This is a genomic window from Streptomyces yangpuensis, from assembly GCF_024666385.1.
Classification (GTDB): Bacteria; Actinomycetota; Actinomycetes; order Streptomycetales; family Streptomycetaceae; genus Streptomyces; species Streptomyces yangpuensis.
The window spans coordinates 1,526,619-1,543,129 of the sequence record NZ_CP102514.1; the positions used below are offsets into that span (position 1 = coordinate 1,526,619).

Here is a 16,511-nt window from a genome sequence, read left to right on the forward strand (position 1 = left end):
ACCGGACCGGACGCGCGCCGGGCCCATCCACCGGGCCCGGCGTGCGTGGCCGGTGCCGGTGGTCGTGCCGCTGGTCGGTGCGGTGGTCGGTGCCGGTGGTCAGTGCCGGTCGTTGCGGAGCACCAGCAGGGCGACATCGTCGGCGAGTCTCCCGCCGGTGTGCCGCAGCAGGGCCGCGTGCACGCCTGCGACCAGCCGCGCGGGCGTGAGCGGCGCCTCGGCGAGGACGCTCCGCAGCGGGAAGAACCGCCCGGCGGCGTCCCGCGCGTCCTCGGCCCCGTCGGTGTGCAGGAACAGCGTCTCCCCGGGCCGCAGTTCCCCGCACGCCTGCGGCCGCGGATCCGGCGGTAAGGGCACCACGCCGAGCGGCGGCAGGGTCTCCCCGGCGAGCCATGCGAGCCCCGCCGGCGACCGGGGCGACGACCGGGAGGCGGGGTCCGGGGCCGAGCCACCGCTGCGCACCGCGCAGGGCTCCGGGGCCGGTCTGATCACATACGGCCACGGGTGGCCGCAGTTCAGGGCGGTCAGGGTGTCGTCCGGGGCGATCTGGAGCAGCAGGACCGTCACGAACTCCTCGGCCGCCGGGGACTCCGGCTCACCGGCGCACACGGCCGGATGCTCCGCGCGGGCCCGGTCCCGTACGTGCCGGCCCAGGGCCCGTTCCATCCGCAGCAGGACACCGCCGAGCGACGGCTCGTCGTACGCGGCCTCGCGGAAGGCCCCGAGGACGGCCGCCGCCGCACCCAGCGCCGGCAGCCCGTGGCCGCGTACGTCCCCGATGACCACCCGGATCCCGTGCGCCGTCGGCACGGCCTCGTACAGATCGCCGCCCACCGCGGCGCCCCGGCTCGCGGAGAGCTGCGCCGCGGCCAGGGTCACACCGTCGACGCGGCCCGGCAGCGGCCGCAGCAGGGCCCGCTGCGCGGCGCCCGCGATCTCCTGCGACCGGCGCAGCTCGGCCAGCAGCCCGCGCCGGATGTGCAGCGCGCACCCGGTGGCCAGCAGCAGGAACGCCGCACACGTGGCCAGGCTCGGCACCAGCGGCCCCGGCGTGGCCAGCTCCCAGGACACCGCGGCACCACCCCAGGCGGCGACGCACACCCGGCGCACCCGGGTCATCTCCCTGCGCGTGATCATCCGTAGGACTCCCCTCCGGCCGGGTCGATTGTGTCGACCGGACGGCGGCCCCCGACATGGGCCGCGGAGCTTCTCACCCGAATGAGTGAGGGGCCTGTCCGATGGCGGACAGGCCCCTCACCAGGCCTCGAACGGGTCCGAGGACCGTACGGCTACGCGCCCCGGAGCACCGCCCCGGTCCGCTCCCCGGCGAGCGCCACCGCCGCGTCGCGCGCGGCCGTGGACTCCTCGGCGGTCAGGGTCCGGTCGGTCGCGCGGAAGCGCAGCGCGTACGCCAGGGACTTCTTGCCCTCGCCGACCTGCTCACCGGTGAACACGTCGAACAGGCGCAGCGACTCCAGGAGTTCGCCCGCGCCCTTGCGCAGCGCGGCCTCCACCGAGGACGCCGGGACGGACGCGTCCACGATCAGCGCGACGTCCTGGGTCGCCACCGGGAAGGAGGAGATCCGGGGCGCCTGGACGGCCTCTCCGCCGGCCGCGGCGAGGCGGTCCAGGTCGAGCTCCATCGCGCTGGTGCGGGCCGGCAGGCCCATGGCCTTGACCACACGCGGGTGCAGCTCGCCGGCGTGGCCGATGACCTGCTCCACACCGTCGATGGTGACGACCAGCTCGGCGCAGCGGCCCGGGTGCCAGGGGCCGTACTGGCCCTGGCGGACGACGAGCTCGGCGCCGGCCTCGACGGCCAGCGCACGGGCCGCCTGGACGGCGTCCGCCCAGTCGGCCGGGCGGCCCTTGCCCCACCAGCCGGCCTGCTCGCGGGCACCGGCCAGCACGACCGCGGCGTACCGCGGCTGCGCGGGCAGCGCCGCGTCCAGGGTGGCGATCTCCTCGTCGGTGGGACGCCGGTCGACGGGCAGCCGTACGGCGACACCCGGCTGCGCGGCGGCCCGGAAGACCGAACCGGTCTCGAAGAGCGCGAGGTCGTGGCTGCCCCGGCTGTCGTTGCGGCGCAGCGCGCCGAGCAGACCCGGCAGCAGCGTGGTGCGCAGCGCCGGCTCCTCGTCGGAGAGCGGGTTGACCAGCGTGACGACCTGGCGGGCGGCGTCGTGCGCCGGCAGCTGGAGCTGGTCGAAGACGCCCTCCCCGAGGAAGGGGTAGCTGAGCGCCTCGACGTAGCCGGCGCCGGCCAGCGCGCGGCCGACCCGGCGGTGCAGCTGCTGGCGGGCGGTCAGGCCGCGGCCGGAGGGCACCTGCGGCAGGGTCGACGGGAGGTTCCCGTAGCCCTCCAGCCGGATGACCTCTTCGGCGAGGTCGTTGGGTGCGGCGAGGTCGGGCCGCCACGAGGGCAGCGTGACGACGAGCTCGTCCTGGCCGTAGACGTCGCAGCCGATCTCCTGGAGGCGGCGTACGACGGTCTCACGGCCGTAGTCCATGCCCGCGACCCGGTCCGGGTGGTCGGCGGCCATCGCGATGGTGCGCGGCGCGCCGGGGGCGATGACCTCGGTGACCCCGGCCTCGGCGGTGCCGCCCGCGAGAAGTACGAGCAGGTCGACGGTGCGCTGTGCGGCCGCGGCGGCGGCCAGCGGGTCGACGCCCCGCTCGAAGCGCTTGGAGGCCTCGGAGGAGAGCTTCATGCGGCGGGCGGTGCGCGAGATCGACACGGAGTCGAAGTGCGCGGCCTCGATGACCACGTCGGTGGTGCCGGTGACGGCGCCGGTCTCCGGGTCGGTGACGGAGTCGGCGATCTCGGTGTTGGCGCCGCCCATGACACCGGCGAGACCGATCGGCCCGCTGTTGTCGGTGATCACCAGGTCCTCGGCGTCGAGCGTGCGCTTGACACCGTCGAGGGTGGTGAACTTCTCGCCCTGCTCGGCGCGGCGGACGCCGATGGTGCCGTCGATCCGCGAGCGGTCGTAGGCGTGCAGCGGCTGGCCCAGTTCGAGCATCACGTAGTTGGTGATGTCGACGGCGAGCGAGATCGGGCGCATGCCGGCCTTCTGCAGGCGGCGCTGGAGCCAGATCGGGGAGCGGGCCTCGGGGTCGAGACCGGTGACGGTGCGGGCGGTGAAGCGGTCGCAGCCGGCCGGGTCGTCGATCCTGACCGGGTAGCCGTACGAGTTCGGTCCGGGCACGTCGAGCAGGGCCGGGTCGCGCAGCGGCAGGCCGTAGGCGGTGGCCACCTCGCGGGCGATGCCGCGCAGGGACATGCAGTAGCCGCGGTCCGGGGTGACGTCGATGTGCAGCACCTCGTCGACGAGCTGGAGCAGCTCGATCGCGTCGGTGCCGGTCTCGTGCTCCGGCGGCAGCACGATGATGCCGTGCGTGCCGTCGTCGCCCATGCCGAGCTCCTCGCCGGAGCAGATCATGCCGTGCGAGGTCCTGCCGTACGTCTTGCGCGCGGCGATCGCGAAGTCGCCGGGCAGGACGGCGCCGGGCAGGACCACGACGACCTTGTCGCCGACGGAGAAGTTCCGGGCGCCGCAGACGATCTCCTGCGGCTCACCGGTGCCGTTGGCGGAGCCGACGTCGACGGTGCAGAACCGGATCGGCTTGCGGAAGCCCTCGAGCTCCTCGATGGTCAGCACCTGGCCGACGACGAGGGGGCCCTTGAGGCCGGCGCCGAGCTGCTCGACCGTCTCGACCTCCAGGCCGGCGTCGACGAGCTTGGCCGCGACGTCGCGACCGGATTCACCGGCGGGGAGGTCGACGTACTCCCGCAGCCACGAAAGCGGGACCCGCATCAGATCTCCATCCCGAAAGGCCGGGTGAAACGAACGTCACCCTCGACCATGTCTCGCATGTCTTCAACGTTGTGACGGAACATCAGCATCCGCTCGATGCCGAAGCCGAAGGCGAACCCGCTGTACTTCTCCGGGTCCACACCGCAGGCGGTCAGCACCTTGGGGTTGACCATGCCGCAGCCGCCGAGCTCGATCCAGCCCTCGCTGGAACACGTGCGGCAGGGACGGTCGGGGTTGCCCACCGACTCGCCGCGGCACACGTAGCACTGCATGTCCATCTCGGCGGACGGCTCGGTGAAGGGGAAGAAGTGCGGGCGCAGCCGGGTGGTGGTCTCCTCGCCGAACAGCTCCTTGACCATGTGGTCGATGGTGCCGCGCAGGTCAGCCATGGTCAGGCCCTCGTCCACGGCGAGCAGCTCGACCTGGTGGAAGACCGGGGTGTGCGTCGCGTCGAGCTCGTCGGTGCGGTACACGCGGCCCGGGCAGACGATGTAGACGGGGGGCTTGCGCTCCAGCAGCGAGCGCGCCTGCACCGGGGAGGTGTGGGTGCGCAGCACGACACCGGACTCGTCGCCCTCGGTGCCCTCGGGCCCCTTGACGAAGAAGGTGTCCTGCATCTGGCGCGCCGGGTGGTCGGGCGTGAAGTTGAGGGCGTCGAAGTTGAACCACTCCGCCTCGACCTCGGGGCCCTCCGCGACCTCGTAGCCCATGGCGACGAAGATGTCCGCGACGCGGTCCATCAGCGTGGTCAGGGGGTGGCGGGCGCCGGCGGGCGTGCGGTCGTACGGCAGCGTGACGTCCACCGCCTCCTCGACCAGCACCCGCTCGTCGCGCTCGGCCTCGAGCTCGACGGTACGGGCCCCGAAGGCCTTGTTCACGGCGCCGCGGGCCTGGCCGACGCGCTTGCCCGCATCGGCCTTGGCCTGCGGGGGCAGGGCGCCGATCTCGCGGTTGGCGAGCGCCAGGGGCGAGCGGTCGCCCATGTGCGCGGTCTTCGCCTCGCGCAGCGCGTCGAGGTCGCCGGCGGACGCGAAGGCGGCGAGCGCCTCGTCCCGCATGCGCTCGATCTCTTCCGGTTTCAGTGCCTCGACCTCGACAGGGTCGTACGACTTGTTCGGTGCCGACATCTCTTCCCGTACTTCCGATGGCTGGCTGGTGGGTCCCCCGCGCGACGCGCAGGACGCGCTCGGCACAAGGACACAAAGGTGCCAAAGGACGAGTCTAAAGGTCGCTGGGGGTGAAGGAGCCCGTGGGCCGCCCGGCGAGACCCTCCGCAGGACTACTGCGTGAGATAGGCCGGGGCGCTCACGGGCAGGATAAATCGGAACTCGGCGCCCCCTCCGGGGCCGCGGCCGACCGTGATGGTGCCGCCGTGCGCCTCCACGATGCCCTTGACGATGTACAGGCCCAGGCCGGTGCCGCCGCGCTTGCTTCCCCGCCAGAAGCGGGTGAAGACGCGGGCCATCGACTCCTCGGGGATCCCGGGGCCTTCGTCGGACACGGTGACGGCGGTTCCCTTCTCATGCGGCGACACCCCGATGGTGACCGTTCCTTCGCCGTGGCGCACCGCATTTTCGAGGAGGTTGCCCAGGATCTGGTCGATCTTGTCCGGATCGGCCCACAGGTCGGGCAGCGGGCGGCTGACGCTGACGAGGAAGCGTGCGGGGTCCTGGCCGTTCGCGGTGAGCGCCTGGACGTGCCGGCCCACGGCGGTGGCGATGTCCACCGGCTGGCGGCGCACCTCCAGCCGGCCGGAGTCGATGCGCGAGATGTCCAGGAGCTCCGCGATGAGGCGGGTGACGCGGTTGGCGTCGGCGTCGACGGTCTCCAGCATCAGCCGCTTCTGGTCGTCCGTGAACCGTTCCCACTTGGCGAGCAGGGTCGCGGTGAACCCCTTGACGGAGGTCAGCGGGGAGCGCAGCTCGTGGGCGACGGTGGCGATCAGTTCGGCGTGGCTGCGCTCGGTGCGGCGGCGGGCCTCGGTGCCGCGCAGGGTGACCACGAGGCGGCGCACCGGGCCGGTGGGGTGGGTGCGGACGTAGCTCGCGGAGACGAGCACCTCGCGGCCCCCGGGGAGCAGCAGGTTCCGCTCGGGCTGCCCGCGGCGGGTGGCGAGGCCCCCGTACGGGTCCGTCAGCGCCCACCAGCGGCGGCCTTCGAGGTCCTCCAGCGGAAGGGCCCGGTCGATGGGGGCGCCGAGCGCCCGCTCCGGCGCGAGCTGGGTGATCCGGGCGGCGGCCGCGTTGAAGCAGACCACCCGGCCGCGCTCGTCGGCGACGACGAGCCCGTCGGGCAGGCAGTCGGGGTCCATCGCGAAGCCGAGGCCGCCGGCCGGGGCCTCGCCGGCCGCCCGGCCGGTCCGGACCGGCGGCCGGGCGCCTCGCGCGCGGCCCGAGTCCACGGCCTGCGGCGGCACGCCGCACAGCCCATCCACGGCCGCGGCCGGGGCTGCGGGGGCGTCCCGGAACCGCTCCTCGGCCGCGTCAGCGGCTCCGGGTGAGCTGTTCGTACCGACGGTCATGTCCCCGTACCCCACATCTCCGAGTAGCGCAGTGGGCCCCTCCGGGCCGCCACACTACTAGCTGGGGGTCACGGAGCGGCACCCTCCGGGCGCCCGCTGTGCACGCGCGGATGCGTAGAGGCACACGGCGGCGGCCGTCGCCAGGTTCAGGCTCTCCGCCTTCCCGTGGATCGGGACCCGCACGACGGCGTCCGCGAGGGCCCGGGTCTCCTCCGGCAGGCCCCAGGCCTCGTTGCCGAAGACCCAGGCGGAGGGGCCGCCCATGGTGCCCGCGTCCAGTTCGGCGTCGAGGTCGTCCTCACCGGCTCCGTCGGCCGCCAGGATCCGTACGCCGGCCGCGCGCAGCCCCTCCACGGCCTGTTCCACCGGGACGCCGACCGCGACCGGGAGGTGGAAGAGGGAGCCCACGGAGGCCCGTACGGACTTGGGGTTGTAGAGGTCGACCGAGGCGTCGGTCAGCACCACCGCGTCGGCGCCGGCGGCGTCCGCGCAGCGCAGCACCGTACCGGCGTTGCCGGGGTCGCGGACGTGCGCGAGGACCGCGACGAGCTTGGGCCCGGCCTTGAGGATCTCCTCGAAGGGCGAGTCGAGGAAGTGGCAGACACCGACGAGTCCCTGCGGGGTGACGGTCTGGGAGACCTCGGCGAGCACCTCGTCGGAGGCGTGGTGCACGCGGGCGCCCGCATCCAGGGCCGCACCGATGATCTCGGAGTAGCGCTCGGCGGCCTCGACCGTGGCGAACAGCTCGATCAGGGTCGGGGCGCCCGTGGGGCCGCGGTGCTCGACGGCCTCGCGGACCGCCTGGGGGCCCTCGGCGATGAACCGGCGCTCCTTGGTGCGGAAGTTGCGCCGCGCCAGCCGCCTGGCGGCGGCCACCCGCGGGGATCGGGGGGAGATCAGCTCGGCGGGGTGACCCAGGTCAGCCATGGTCTCTGCGGTTCTCTCTCGGGGTGCGGGCGCCCAGGGCGCGGTGGTGCGGAGCCCGGTGGTGCGGGGCGCGCGCAACGCGCGGAGCGCGGGCGGTGCGCCCCCTGCGGGGCGGGGAAAGCACTCGGACCCGCAGGCGGTTCGCCTGCGGGTCCGAGGGTGCCGGCCGATCGAGCGGCCGGCCAGGCCTTACGCGGCGGCCTTGGGGGCGTTGACGTCGGCCGGGAGGGCCTTCTGCGCGACCTCGACGAGCGCGGCGAACGCGTTGGCGTCGTTGACGGCCAGCTCCGCGAGGATCTTGCGGTCCACCTCGATGTTGGCGGCCTTCAGACCCTGGATGAGGCGGTTGTACGTCATGCCGTTCTGGCGGGCAGCGGCGTTGATGCGCTGGATCCACAGCTGACGGAAGTCGCCCTTGCGCTTCTTGCGGTCGTTGAAGTTGTAGACCAGCGAGTGGGTGACCTGCTCCTTGGCCTTGCGGTACAGGCGCGAACGCTGACCGCGGTAGCCGGAGGCCGCCTCGAGGATCGCCCGGCGCTTCTTGTGGGCGTTTACTGCCCGCTTGACGCGTGCCACTTTTTAACTCCTTGTAGCGGGGCCGTGGGTGTCTTCACACGACCCGGAAATTCGATGGGGTCCCGGTCTCGACATGCATCCGCTCCCGGCAGGGGAGCGGTGGATGTCAGATGCCGAGAAGCTTCTTGATCTTCGCGGCGTCGCCGGGAGCCATCTCCGCGTTGCCGGTGAGGCGGCGGGTGACACGGGACGACTTGTGCTCGAGCAGGTGGCGCTTGCCGGCGCGCTCGCGGAGCACCTTGCCGGAGCCGGTGACCTTGAAGCGCTTCTTGGTACCGCTGTGCGTCTTGTTCTTCGGCATGGCGCCGTTATCTCCTCGTCGGTGGCGCTCCCTCGCCGGTCCGGACCGGACCGGCTGGTGGGAGCGTCATGGTGTGTAGGTGATTCGAGACAGGTGCCTCGGAATCAGGCCTCGGCGTTCGCCTCACCGGCGTCGGCCTCGGTGACCTCGGCATCCTTGGTGTCCGTCGCCTCGACCGGGGCGGCCTCCTTGGAAGGAGTCGCCTCGTCGGCAGCGGCGGCACCCTGGCGCTCGGCCTTGCGGGCGGCCTGCGCCTCGCGGGCTTCGGCCATCGCCTCGGTCTTCTTCTTGTGCGGACCGAGGACCATGATCATGTTTCGGCCGTCCTGCTTCGGGTTCGACTCGATGAAGCCGAGCTCCTCGACGTCCGAAGCGAGACGCTGCAGCAGTCGGTAGCCGAGTTCCGGCCGGGACTGCTCGCGACCACGGAACATGATCGTGATCTTGACCTTGTCGCCCTGCTTGAGGAACCGAACGACGTGACCCTTCTTGGTGTCATAGTCGTGCGGGTCGATCTTCGGCCGGAGCTTCATTTCCTTGATGACCGTGTGCGCCTGGTTCTTGCGCGCCTCACGGGCCTTCATGGCCGACTCGTACTTGAACTTGCCGTAGTCCATGAGCTTGCAGACCGGCGGGCGTGCGGACGCCGCGACCTCGACCAGGTCGAGGTCGTACTCCTGCGCGAGCTCAAGCGCCTTGGCAAGCGGCACGATGCCGACCTGCTCGCCGCTGGGACCGACGAGTCGTACCTCGGGAACGCGAATCCGGTCGTTGATGCGGGGCTCGGTGCTGATGGATCCTCCTCGGTAGCACCACACGACTGCCTGGCAGACAGCCGCTGACGTGTATTTCCGTCAGACCGACCACAGCGGGAGAATGAAAAAAGCCCCGCCGGGCACAGGCAGGGGCTCCAATACGACCGGAGCACCGCCGCATGCGAGACGCGGGGCGCAGACTCGGGCGGCTTTCCATCGTCCGTACGGAACGATGGATGCCGCCTGACCGGTGACCCGCCGCCCCGGAAGGCGGTCAGGTGGGAGAACGGAGCCTCCACTTGTGGGCCGGACACCACAGCATCCGGCCGGTCGATGTACATACTAGCACCCGCGTTGCAAGCCCGCCGCACGGCATATCGTGGGGCGCATGACTGACGCGACACCCTCCACCCCCACCGATTCCGCTGCCGACGGCGCCCCCGACTACGACGCCATGACCCGCGACATCGCGGACGTGCCCGCCGTCGAGGTGATCACCACGGTGGCCGTGCACCTGCTGAGCGCCGCGGCGGTCAACCTGGGCCTGGACAAGCCGGACTCCGAGCACAAGGACCTCGACGAGGCCCGCAAGCTGATCACGGCCCTCGCCGGCCTGGTCACCGCGAGCGCCACCGAGATCAGCTCCTTCCACGCCGCCCCGCTGCGCGACGGCCTGAAGTCGCTGCAGCTGGCCTTCCGCGAGGCCTCGATCGTGCCGGACGAGCCGGGCCAGGGCCCGGGCGAGAAGTTCACCGGTCCGGTCTTCGGCTGATCACCGGCCGGTCCCGTACCGGGAACGGCGAAGGAGGGGCGGGCCGTGATCCACGGCCCGCCCCTCCTTCGTCGTTCAGCGGGTGAAGAGCGGCTCGCCGGGCGGGACCGGGGCGTCCGCCGGCAGCAGCGCCAGGTTCAGGCCGCGCACCAGGCGGGCCCGCAGGGTGGTGTCCGCCGCCAGGGCCTCGGCGACGCGGCGGGCCGCGGCGGGCGCCTGCGCGTCGTCGGCGGCGAGCACGATCGCGAGGATTCCGTCGGCGTCGGGCCCGCCCGGGCCGAGGTGGGCGCGCAGTACGGCCGGCTCGCCGGACACGGCGGCCCGTACGGCCTCCCGCACCGCCGGGTCGGCCAGCGGGTCGGTGTCCGTGCGGCCCTCGGCGAGCGCGAGCAGCGCGGGACCGGTCAGCTGGTAGGCGACCGGGCCGGCCAGGTCCACCACGATGGTGTCGGCCTTCTCGTGTGCGGCGGCCGCCAGTGCCTGGTGCAGCGGGACGGCCACCGGCCGGGCGGCCGGGTCCCACAGCGCGAGCGAGGCGATCGAGGTGAAGGCGGGCAGGGCCCGGCGGTCGCCCGCCCGCAGGGTCGGGACGGCCATGTCGCTGGTCTTCTCCCGCTTGAGGCCGGTCTCCGGGTCGGTCTCCACCTCGCCGAGCATCGCGACCACCGGGACCAGCAGCCGGGCGCCCTTGAGCGCGGCCAGCACCCGCGGCTCCTGGGTGCGGTCCTCGGCCCACGCGGCGAGGGCCGCGGTCAGCTCGGGATCGGCGGAGCCGTCGTCGTCGGAGAAGCCCGGGTCGGGAATGTTCTTGTTCGCCATGTTCGCCACAGTTACCCGACCCTACTGTGCCGGGTGCGCGTCGCCGCCCCGGGTACCCCGTCGCGGCCTCCGGGCCAGTACGGCGGCCAGGACGAGCAGTGCCGCTCCGGCGACCGCGGCGGCCGGGGCGCCGAGCCGGGCGGACCGCTCGGGCGGGCGGACCGGCTCGGGACCCGGGCCGAAGTACGTGCTCCCGGCCGCGGCCGGGGCGGGCACCGCGGCCTCCGGCCGCATCGCCTCCGCGACCTGCAGGGCGGCGGCGGGATCCACCATGCCGTGGCCGCGGGCGTCGTCGCGGCCGCCCGCCGGGGAGTCGGAGGCGGTGTCTTCCAGCAGCTTCTTGACCTGGGCCGGGGACAGGTCGGGGTGCGCGGCCTTGACGAGGGCCGCCGCCCCGGAGACGAAGGCCGCCGCTGCGCTGGTGCCCCAGCCCTCGTAGTAGGAGCGGTCGGGGTCGGCGATGACGACGTCGACGCCGGGGGCGCTCACGGTGGCGTACCAGTTGCGCGTGGAGAACTTGGCCTTACGGCCGCGGCGGTCGACGGCGGTCACGGCGATGACTCCCGGATAGGCGGCCGGGTAGGAGACGCGGTCGCCGGACTCGCCGCCGTTGCCCGCCGAGGCGACGACGACCACGCCCTTGGAGAGGGCGTACTGGACGGCCTCGTCCTCGCCCGCCTCGTGGTGGGCGGAGTCGCTGTCGTCGCCGAGGGACAGGTTGATGACGTCGGCCCCGTGGTCCACGGCCCAGCGGATCCCTTCGGCCAGGGCGCCGCCCTTGCTCTCGCGGGCCTTGGCGCGGCCCGGGTCCCCCTCTTCGAGAATCACCCGTACCGGCAGGATCCGCGCCTGGGGGGCGATGCCGAGGACGCCCTGGCTCCGGCTGGGGCCGTGGCCGTGCCCGGCGATGATGCTCGCCATGGCCGTCCCGTGGCGGGCCCAGGCGCGGTCGCCGGGGCCCGCGCCCATGCCGATGAGGTCGGTGCCGGCGAGGACCTGCCCGGACAGGTCCGGGTGGGACTCGTCGACGCCGGTGTCGAGGACGGCGACGGTCACGCCGTCGCCGCGGGTGGTCCCCCAGGCCTCCTCGGCGCGCAGGGCCAGGAGGCCCCACTGGCGGTCGCGGATGGTGTCGGCGGCGGCCGGGGCGGCGGTGGCGGTCGCGAGCAGCGCGACGGCGGCGAGCACGGCCGCGGCGCGGGCGGGGGCGGGGGCGGAGGTTTGTGCGCGGGCGGGGGCGGGGGTCATCGTGCGGCCTTCGAGGCGGGTGTGGCGCGCGCGGTGGCGTCCGTTGCGTCCGTTGCGGGTGGTGCGGCGAGGGTCGCCAGGCCGTGCCCCAGGCGTTCGGCGAGGGCCTTGGCGTCGTGGCCGAGGCCGGCCTGGGCGGCCGCGCCCGTGGCGTCCTTCTTGACGAGGTCCTCGGCGGGGCGGGGGGCGTCCTGGGTACGGCCGTCGGCGAAGGCGGAGACGGCGTACACGACGACGGGGGCCTCCGTGCGTACGGAGGCCGCCCAGGCGGCCCGCCGGCTGTCGTCGAACCCGTAGCCGGGCGGGGCGGGGAGGCGGCCGTCGAGCGTCTTCATCGTGGGTCCGTCGGCGGGGGTGAAGACCATGCCGACGGCGATCAGGGAGCTGCGGGTGGCGTCGGTGTAGGTGGCGCGCAGGACGCGGGTGCAGCCGGTGGGGGCCAGCAGGGCCTGCCAGTCCGCCGCGAGGGCGGCCGGACAGTCGGCGTCGGGGGCGAGGGCGATGCGGGTCCAGGTGCGGTCGGCGCCGCCGGGGCCGGCCGAGGGGCCGGCGAGGACGGGCGGGAGGAGGCTGTCCACGGGGGCCGAGCGCCAGAGCGAGCCGGCCTTGCGGTGAGCGGCGTCGGCGGGCAGGGGGCTGTGCGCGGCGCGGTGTTCGGACCAGGTGGTGACGGCGGCGCCGCCGAGGAGGCCGCCGCCGAGGAGGAGGCAGAGGGTGGCGGCCGCGACGCGGCCGGGGTGGCGGCGCGGTGGTGCGTGGGCGGGCTGGGGCGGCGGGGACCAGGGGTCGGGCTCGCCCGGGATCGTGGTCCGCGGTGTCGTCGTGGTCATCCGGCGGCTCCGCCCCCCGTTCCGTACGGCTGCCTGTCCGTACTCTACGTGGTCCCCGAGAACGCCCCGCCGCTCCCCGCGGGGCGGGAGGCCGGGCCCCGGGCCGACGCAGCCTTTGCGGGGCGGGGGCGGGGCCCAGGGCCGACGCAGCCTTTGCGGGGCCGCGCGCGGTGGGGACGAACTCGGCGCAGGGGCCGGTCCGGGCCCTGCCGAGGCGGGGCCGGGCGGGAGTGGCAGGGGGGCGGCGCCGGGGCCGGGCCTTGGCGGTGCCGGGCGGGAGCGGAAGCGGGGATCGGTGCCGGGGCCGGGCCTTGGCGGGGCCGGGGGGCGGGAGTGGCAGCGGGGGTCGGCGCCGGGGCCCGGCCTTGGCGGGGCCGGGCGGGAGTGGAAGGGGGGTCGGTGCCGGGGCCGGGGTGGGATGTCGTCCGGGACTGCATGATTTATGGCGCCTCGGCCGGGCCTGCCCGTACGGGCTCCCAACGCGCCAACAAATCACGTTTTACGTCCCGGCCAACACCCCACCCCACCCCCACCCCCGCCCCTGCGAGCCCCCACAGCCACCCGTTCTCCCCTACCTGCTCCCTTTTCAGCCCCCGCCGACCCCCATCCATCCCCCGTTGGCCCGCTTCAAGCCCCGGCCGCTTCTCTCTCAGCCCCGCTGGCGTTCGAGGCGCGGAGGCCGGGGCGGAGCCCAGGCCTTGACCCGCACCCGACCTCCCGGCCCCCGCCAACCCCCTTCCCGCCTCCGCCGGTCCACTTTCAGCTCCGCCGGCTCCCTTGCAGCCCGCCAGCCGCATTTCAGCCCCGCCGGCGACTGAGGCGCGGGGCCCGGGGCGGAGCCCCAAGCCTTGACCCACACCCAACCTCCCGGCCCCCGCCAACCCCCTTCCCGCCTCCGCCGGTCCACCCTCAGCCCCGCCAGTCCCCGTCCACCGCCGCTGGCCCCCCTCTCAGCCCCGCCCGGCTGCATTTCAGCCCCGCCGGCGTTTGAGGCGCGGGGCCCGGGGCGGAGCCCCAAGCCTTGACCCGCACCCGACCTCCCGGCCCCCGCCAAACCCCATCTCGCCTCCGCCGGTCCACCCTCAGCCCCGCCAGTCCCCGTCCACCGCCGCTGGCCCCCCTCTCAGCCCCGCCCGGCTGCATTTCAGCCCCGCCGGCGATTGAGGCGCGGGGACCAGGGCGGAACCGCAGGGCCTTGACCCCGCACCCGACCTCCCGGCTCCCGGCAAGGCCGGGGCGGGGCGGAGCTTCGGGGTGGATGCCGGGACCCCTACCCACCGGTACAGACCTCTGGCAAGCTGCCGCCCATGAACTCCCCCGCCGCCGACCGCGCCCGGTACGACCGGGCGACCGCGCACCTGGACGCGCCGCTGGCCATCGTGGATCTCGAGGCCTTCGACGCCAACGCCGACGACCTCGTGCGCCGGGCCGGCGGCAAGCCGGTCAGGGTCGCCAGCAAGTCGGTCCGGTGCCGCGCCCTGCTGGAACGGGTGCTGGCCCGGCCCGGGTTCGCCGGGATCATGTCGTACACGCTCGCCGAGTCGCTGTGGCTGGCCCGGTCCGGGTTCGAGGACGTGCTCCTCGCGTACCCCTCCGCCGACCGGGCCGGTTTCGCCGAGCTGGCCGGCGACGCCAAGCTGGCCGGCGCCGTGACCGTACTCGTGGACGACCCCGCGCAACTGGAGCTGATCGACGCGGCCCGGGACGGCGGGGCCGAGGAGATCCGGGTCTGCCTGGAACTGGACACCGCCCTGCACCTGATGGGCGGCCGGATCCGGGTCGGGGCGCGCCGCTCTCCGCTGCGCGAGCCCGCACAGCTGGCCGCGCTGGCCCGTACGGTCGCCGCCCGGCCCGGCTTCCGGGTGGTGGGGCTGATGGCGTACGAGGGCCATGTCGCCGGGGTCGGGGACGCGCTGGCGGGGCGCCCGCTGCGGTCCCGGGCCATCCGGCTGATGCAGGGTGCGGCCCGCAGGGAGCTGGCGGCGCGGCGGGCCGAGGTGGTGGCGGCCGTGCGGGCCGTCGTACCGGAGCTGGAGTTCGTCAACGGCGGCGGTACCGGCAGCGTGCAGCAGACCGCGGCCGAGGACGCGGTGACGGAGATCGCCGCCGGGTCTGGGCTGTACGTACCGCGGCTCTTCGACAACTACACCTCGTTCCGCGGGCGTCCGGCGGCGCTGTTCGCGCAGCCTGTGGTGCGCAGGCCCGGTGTCGGGGTGGTGACGGTGCTCGGCGGCGGCTATCCGGCCTCCGGTGCGGCGGGGCCGGACCGGCTGCCGGTGCCGTACCTGCCGCAGGGGCTGCGCTACGACCCGCAGGAGGGTGCCGGCGAGGTGCAGACCCCGCTGCTGGGGGGCCCGGCCGACGATCTGCTGATCGGCGACCGGGTCTGGTTCCGCCATGCCAAGGCGGGCGAGCTGTGCGAACGGTTCGACACCCTGCACCTCGTCGAGGGCGACCGGGTCACGGACAGCGTGCCGACGTACCGGGGTGAGGGCCGCACCTTCCTCTAGTGGACGGTGTCCGTCTGGTCCGGGATGACGGTGCTGTCGCCGCGGCGGACCGGGCCGGCCGTGCCGTCGTGGTCGACGTAGCCGGTGGTGGAGCAGGGGTAGGGGCTGGTCCGCTGTTTCTTCGGCTCGATGAACATCGGGTTCACGATCCACTTGCCGTCGCTGTTGTCGTAGGCCCGGCACATCAGTTCGTTCTTGTTCCGGTTCACGACGAGCCGCAGGGCGGTGGCGTCCCGCAGGAACGAGATGTCGGTGTCGGAGTCGCCCGCCGCGAACACCTGGCGGCGGGCGGCCGGCTGGATCTTCTCGGCGGCGGGGCCGCGCACTCCGAAGACCTCCTTGTTGATCCAGCAGCGTTTGCCGTCGATGTAGTTGATCATCGTGTCGGCGCCGTCCGCGACGGATCCGCAGCCCTGGAGGTGGCTGGTGTACGCCCCGCCGCGGGTCGTGGTGTTGCGGATGCCGATGACGTGGCCTGCGTCGATTCCGACGCTCTCGGCCCAGACCTCGACGACCGGTTGGGGGGAGGCGGAGCTGATCCAGACGTCGAAGCCGGCCTTCCGGAGGCTGTCGATCAGGTCCCGCTGCTGGTCGTAGTAGCGGACCCAGCCGGTGGCCCGGCCGGTGCCGACCTGCTGGGTGGCGCCGATGGGCGCGGCAAGGTTCTCGGTGCGGGCGGCGGCGGCGAAGCCGCGGATCTCGCGGGCGGTCCAGCCGTGCATGAGCTGGGCCAGCCAGGCGTATCCGGGTTCCATGGTGCGGCGGTCCCAGCCGGTGAAGGCGGCGGCTCCGGTGCGGGTCGCGGCGGTGCCGTAGACGGCGTGGATCTCGTCCGCGCAGCCGGCTCCGGCGGGTGTTGCGGTGGGCAGCGGGGTGCCGGGGCGGGCGAGGGCTCCGCACGCGTCGGTGAGGGCGTCGGCCGCGGCGGGGCTGAGGAAGCGGCTGGTGGTGCTCCAGTCGCCGTGGGCGGGCTGGCGGATCCGGGAGTTGCGGAGCAGCCAGAACATGGTGGCGTCGCCGACGTCGTTCTTGACGACGGTGTTGTCCCAGTCGAAGACGGCGACGGGTCGGGTGCGGGCGGGCCGGTACGGGGTGCAGCGGCCGTAGCGGTCGATGAGCTGCTGGAGGCGCGCCCGGTTGTCGCCGTACCAGCCGGTCTTCAGCTGCGGGGTGGTACAGGGTGCTCCGGGGTGTGCGGCTTCCGCGGTGGGTGCGACGGCGACGAGGGCCGCGACGGTGATCGCGGCGGCGGCGAGCGCCTGGAGGCGGCGGGTGGTGGCGCGTGGGGACATGGGTGAGCGCTCCTTGGCGGTGAAGGCGTCACGGGTGTGGTGGAGCACGACAGCCGGGCGTCGTGCTGACGCCCGGCTGTCGGGTGGGGGGAGCTGGGGGGGGTGGTGCGTGTCCGGTGCCGGTCGGGCCCGCGGTGTCCGG

Annotated in this window: 14 protein-coding genes; 2 read left to right on the forward strand and 12 right to left on the reverse strand. The window is 74.1% G+C overall.

The features are described 5' to 3' along the window. Positions 1–99: 99 nt before the first annotated feature. The 8 genes from NRK68_RS07075 to infC all read right to left on the reverse strand — a co-directional run bounded on the left by NRK68_RS07075 (position 100) and on the right by infC (position 8,961). Positions 100–1,137 carry a PP2C family protein-serine/threonine phosphatase gene (locus tag NRK68_RS07075; protein WP_183067645.1) on the reverse strand — a complete coding sequence of 346 codons (1,038 nt, stop codon included), beginning with the start codon at positions 1,135–1,137 and terminating at the stop codon, positions 100–102. Between the two features lie 152 nt (positions 1,138–1,289). Continuing rightward, complete coding sequence (gene pheT / locus NRK68_RS07080; protein WP_183067646.1) at positions 1,290–3,818, reverse strand: phenylalanine--tRNA ligase subunit beta; 2,529 nt, start codon at positions 3,816–3,818, stop codon at positions 1,290–1,292. Beyond that, a complete protein-coding gene (gene pheS / locus NRK68_RS07085; RefSeq protein ID WP_183067647.1) occupies positions 3,818–4,945 on the reverse strand; it encodes a phenylalanine--tRNA ligase subunit alpha in 1,128 nt (375 codons plus the stop codon). The genes pheT and pheS overlap by 1 nt, the downstream gene beginning before the upstream one ends. A gap of 152 nt (positions 4,946–5,097) precedes the next feature. Beyond that, positions 5,098–6,339 carry a sensor histidine kinase gene (locus tag NRK68_RS07090; protein WP_257855354.1) on the reverse strand — a complete coding sequence of 414 codons (1,242 nt, stop codon included), beginning with the start codon at positions 6,337–6,339 and terminating at the stop codon, positions 5,098–5,100. Positions 6,340–6,396: 57 nt separating this feature from the next. Then, positions 6,397–7,257, reverse strand: a complete 861-nt coding sequence (locus NRK68_RS07095) for a TrmH family RNA methyltransferase (RefSeq protein WP_183067708.1) — start codon at positions 7,255–7,257, stop codon at positions 6,397–6,399. A 198-nt stretch (positions 7,258–7,455) separates the two neighbouring features. Beyond that, positions 7,456–7,842, reverse strand: coding sequence for a 50S ribosomal protein L20 (gene rplT / locus NRK68_RS07100; RefSeq protein ID WP_007263143.1), 387 nt, complete (start codon positions 7,840–7,842; stop codon positions 7,456–7,458). Between the two features lie 106 nt (positions 7,843–7,948). Further along, positions 7,949–8,143, reverse strand: coding sequence for a 50S ribosomal protein L35 (rpmI, locus tag NRK68_RS07105; protein ID WP_030012385.1), 195 nt, complete (start codon positions 8,141–8,143; stop codon positions 7,949–7,951). Between the two features lie 104 nt (positions 8,144–8,247). Beyond that, entirely contained in the window at positions 8,248–8,961 is a 714-nt protein-coding gene (infC, locus tag NRK68_RS07110; RefSeq protein ID WP_046780439.1) for a translation initiation factor IF-3, read from the reverse strand. Positions 8,962–9,286: 325 nt separating this feature from the next. Between infC and NRK68_RS07115 the strand changes: the two genes are divergently transcribed. Beyond that, the gene (locus NRK68_RS07115; RefSeq protein ID WP_030963249.1) at positions 9,287–9,670 is read left to right on the forward strand and encodes a DUF1844 domain-containing protein; all 384 of its coding nucleotides are present in this window, start codon (positions 9,287–9,289) and stop codon (positions 9,668–9,670) included. Positions 9,671–9,745: 75 nt separating this feature from the next. On the opposite strand, the gene NRK68_RS07120 is transcribed toward NRK68_RS07115, so the two are convergent. The 3 genes from NRK68_RS07120 to NRK68_RS07130 are packed head-to-tail and all read right to left on the reverse strand — an operon-like array spanning position 9,746 to position 12,567. After that, positions 9,746–10,489, reverse strand: a complete 744-nt coding sequence (locus tag NRK68_RS07120) for an SseB family protein (protein ID WP_257855356.1) — start codon at positions 10,487–10,489, stop codon at positions 9,746–9,748. 21 nt (positions 10,490–10,510) lie between these two features. After that, a complete protein-coding gene (mycP, locus tag NRK68_RS07125) occupies positions 10,511–11,737 on the reverse strand; it encodes a type VII secretion-associated serine protease mycosin (protein ID WP_257855357.1) in 1,227 nt (408 codons plus the stop codon). Beyond that, a complete protein-coding gene (locus NRK68_RS07130; RefSeq protein WP_257855358.1) occupies positions 11,734–12,567 on the reverse strand; it encodes a hypothetical protein in 834 nt (277 codons plus the stop codon). The genes mycP and NRK68_RS07130 overlap by 4 nt, the downstream gene beginning before the upstream one ends. A gap of 1,307 nt (positions 12,568–13,874) precedes the next feature. Here NRK68_RS07130 and NRK68_RS07135 point away from each other — a divergent pair. Continuing rightward, a complete protein-coding gene (locus tag NRK68_RS07135; RefSeq protein ID WP_257855360.1) occupies positions 13,875–15,077 on the forward strand; it encodes an amino acid deaminase/aldolase in 1,203 nt (400 codons plus the stop codon). Here NRK68_RS07135 and NRK68_RS07140 read toward each other — a convergent pair. Next, a complete protein-coding gene (locus NRK68_RS07140) occupies positions 15,074–16,369 on the reverse strand; it encodes a haloacid dehalogenase-like hydrolase (RefSeq protein WP_257855361.1) in 1,296 nt (431 codons plus the stop codon). The two genes, NRK68_RS07135 and NRK68_RS07140, sit on opposite strands and share 4 nt — an antisense overlap. Positions 16,370–16,511 lie beyond the last annotated feature (142 nt).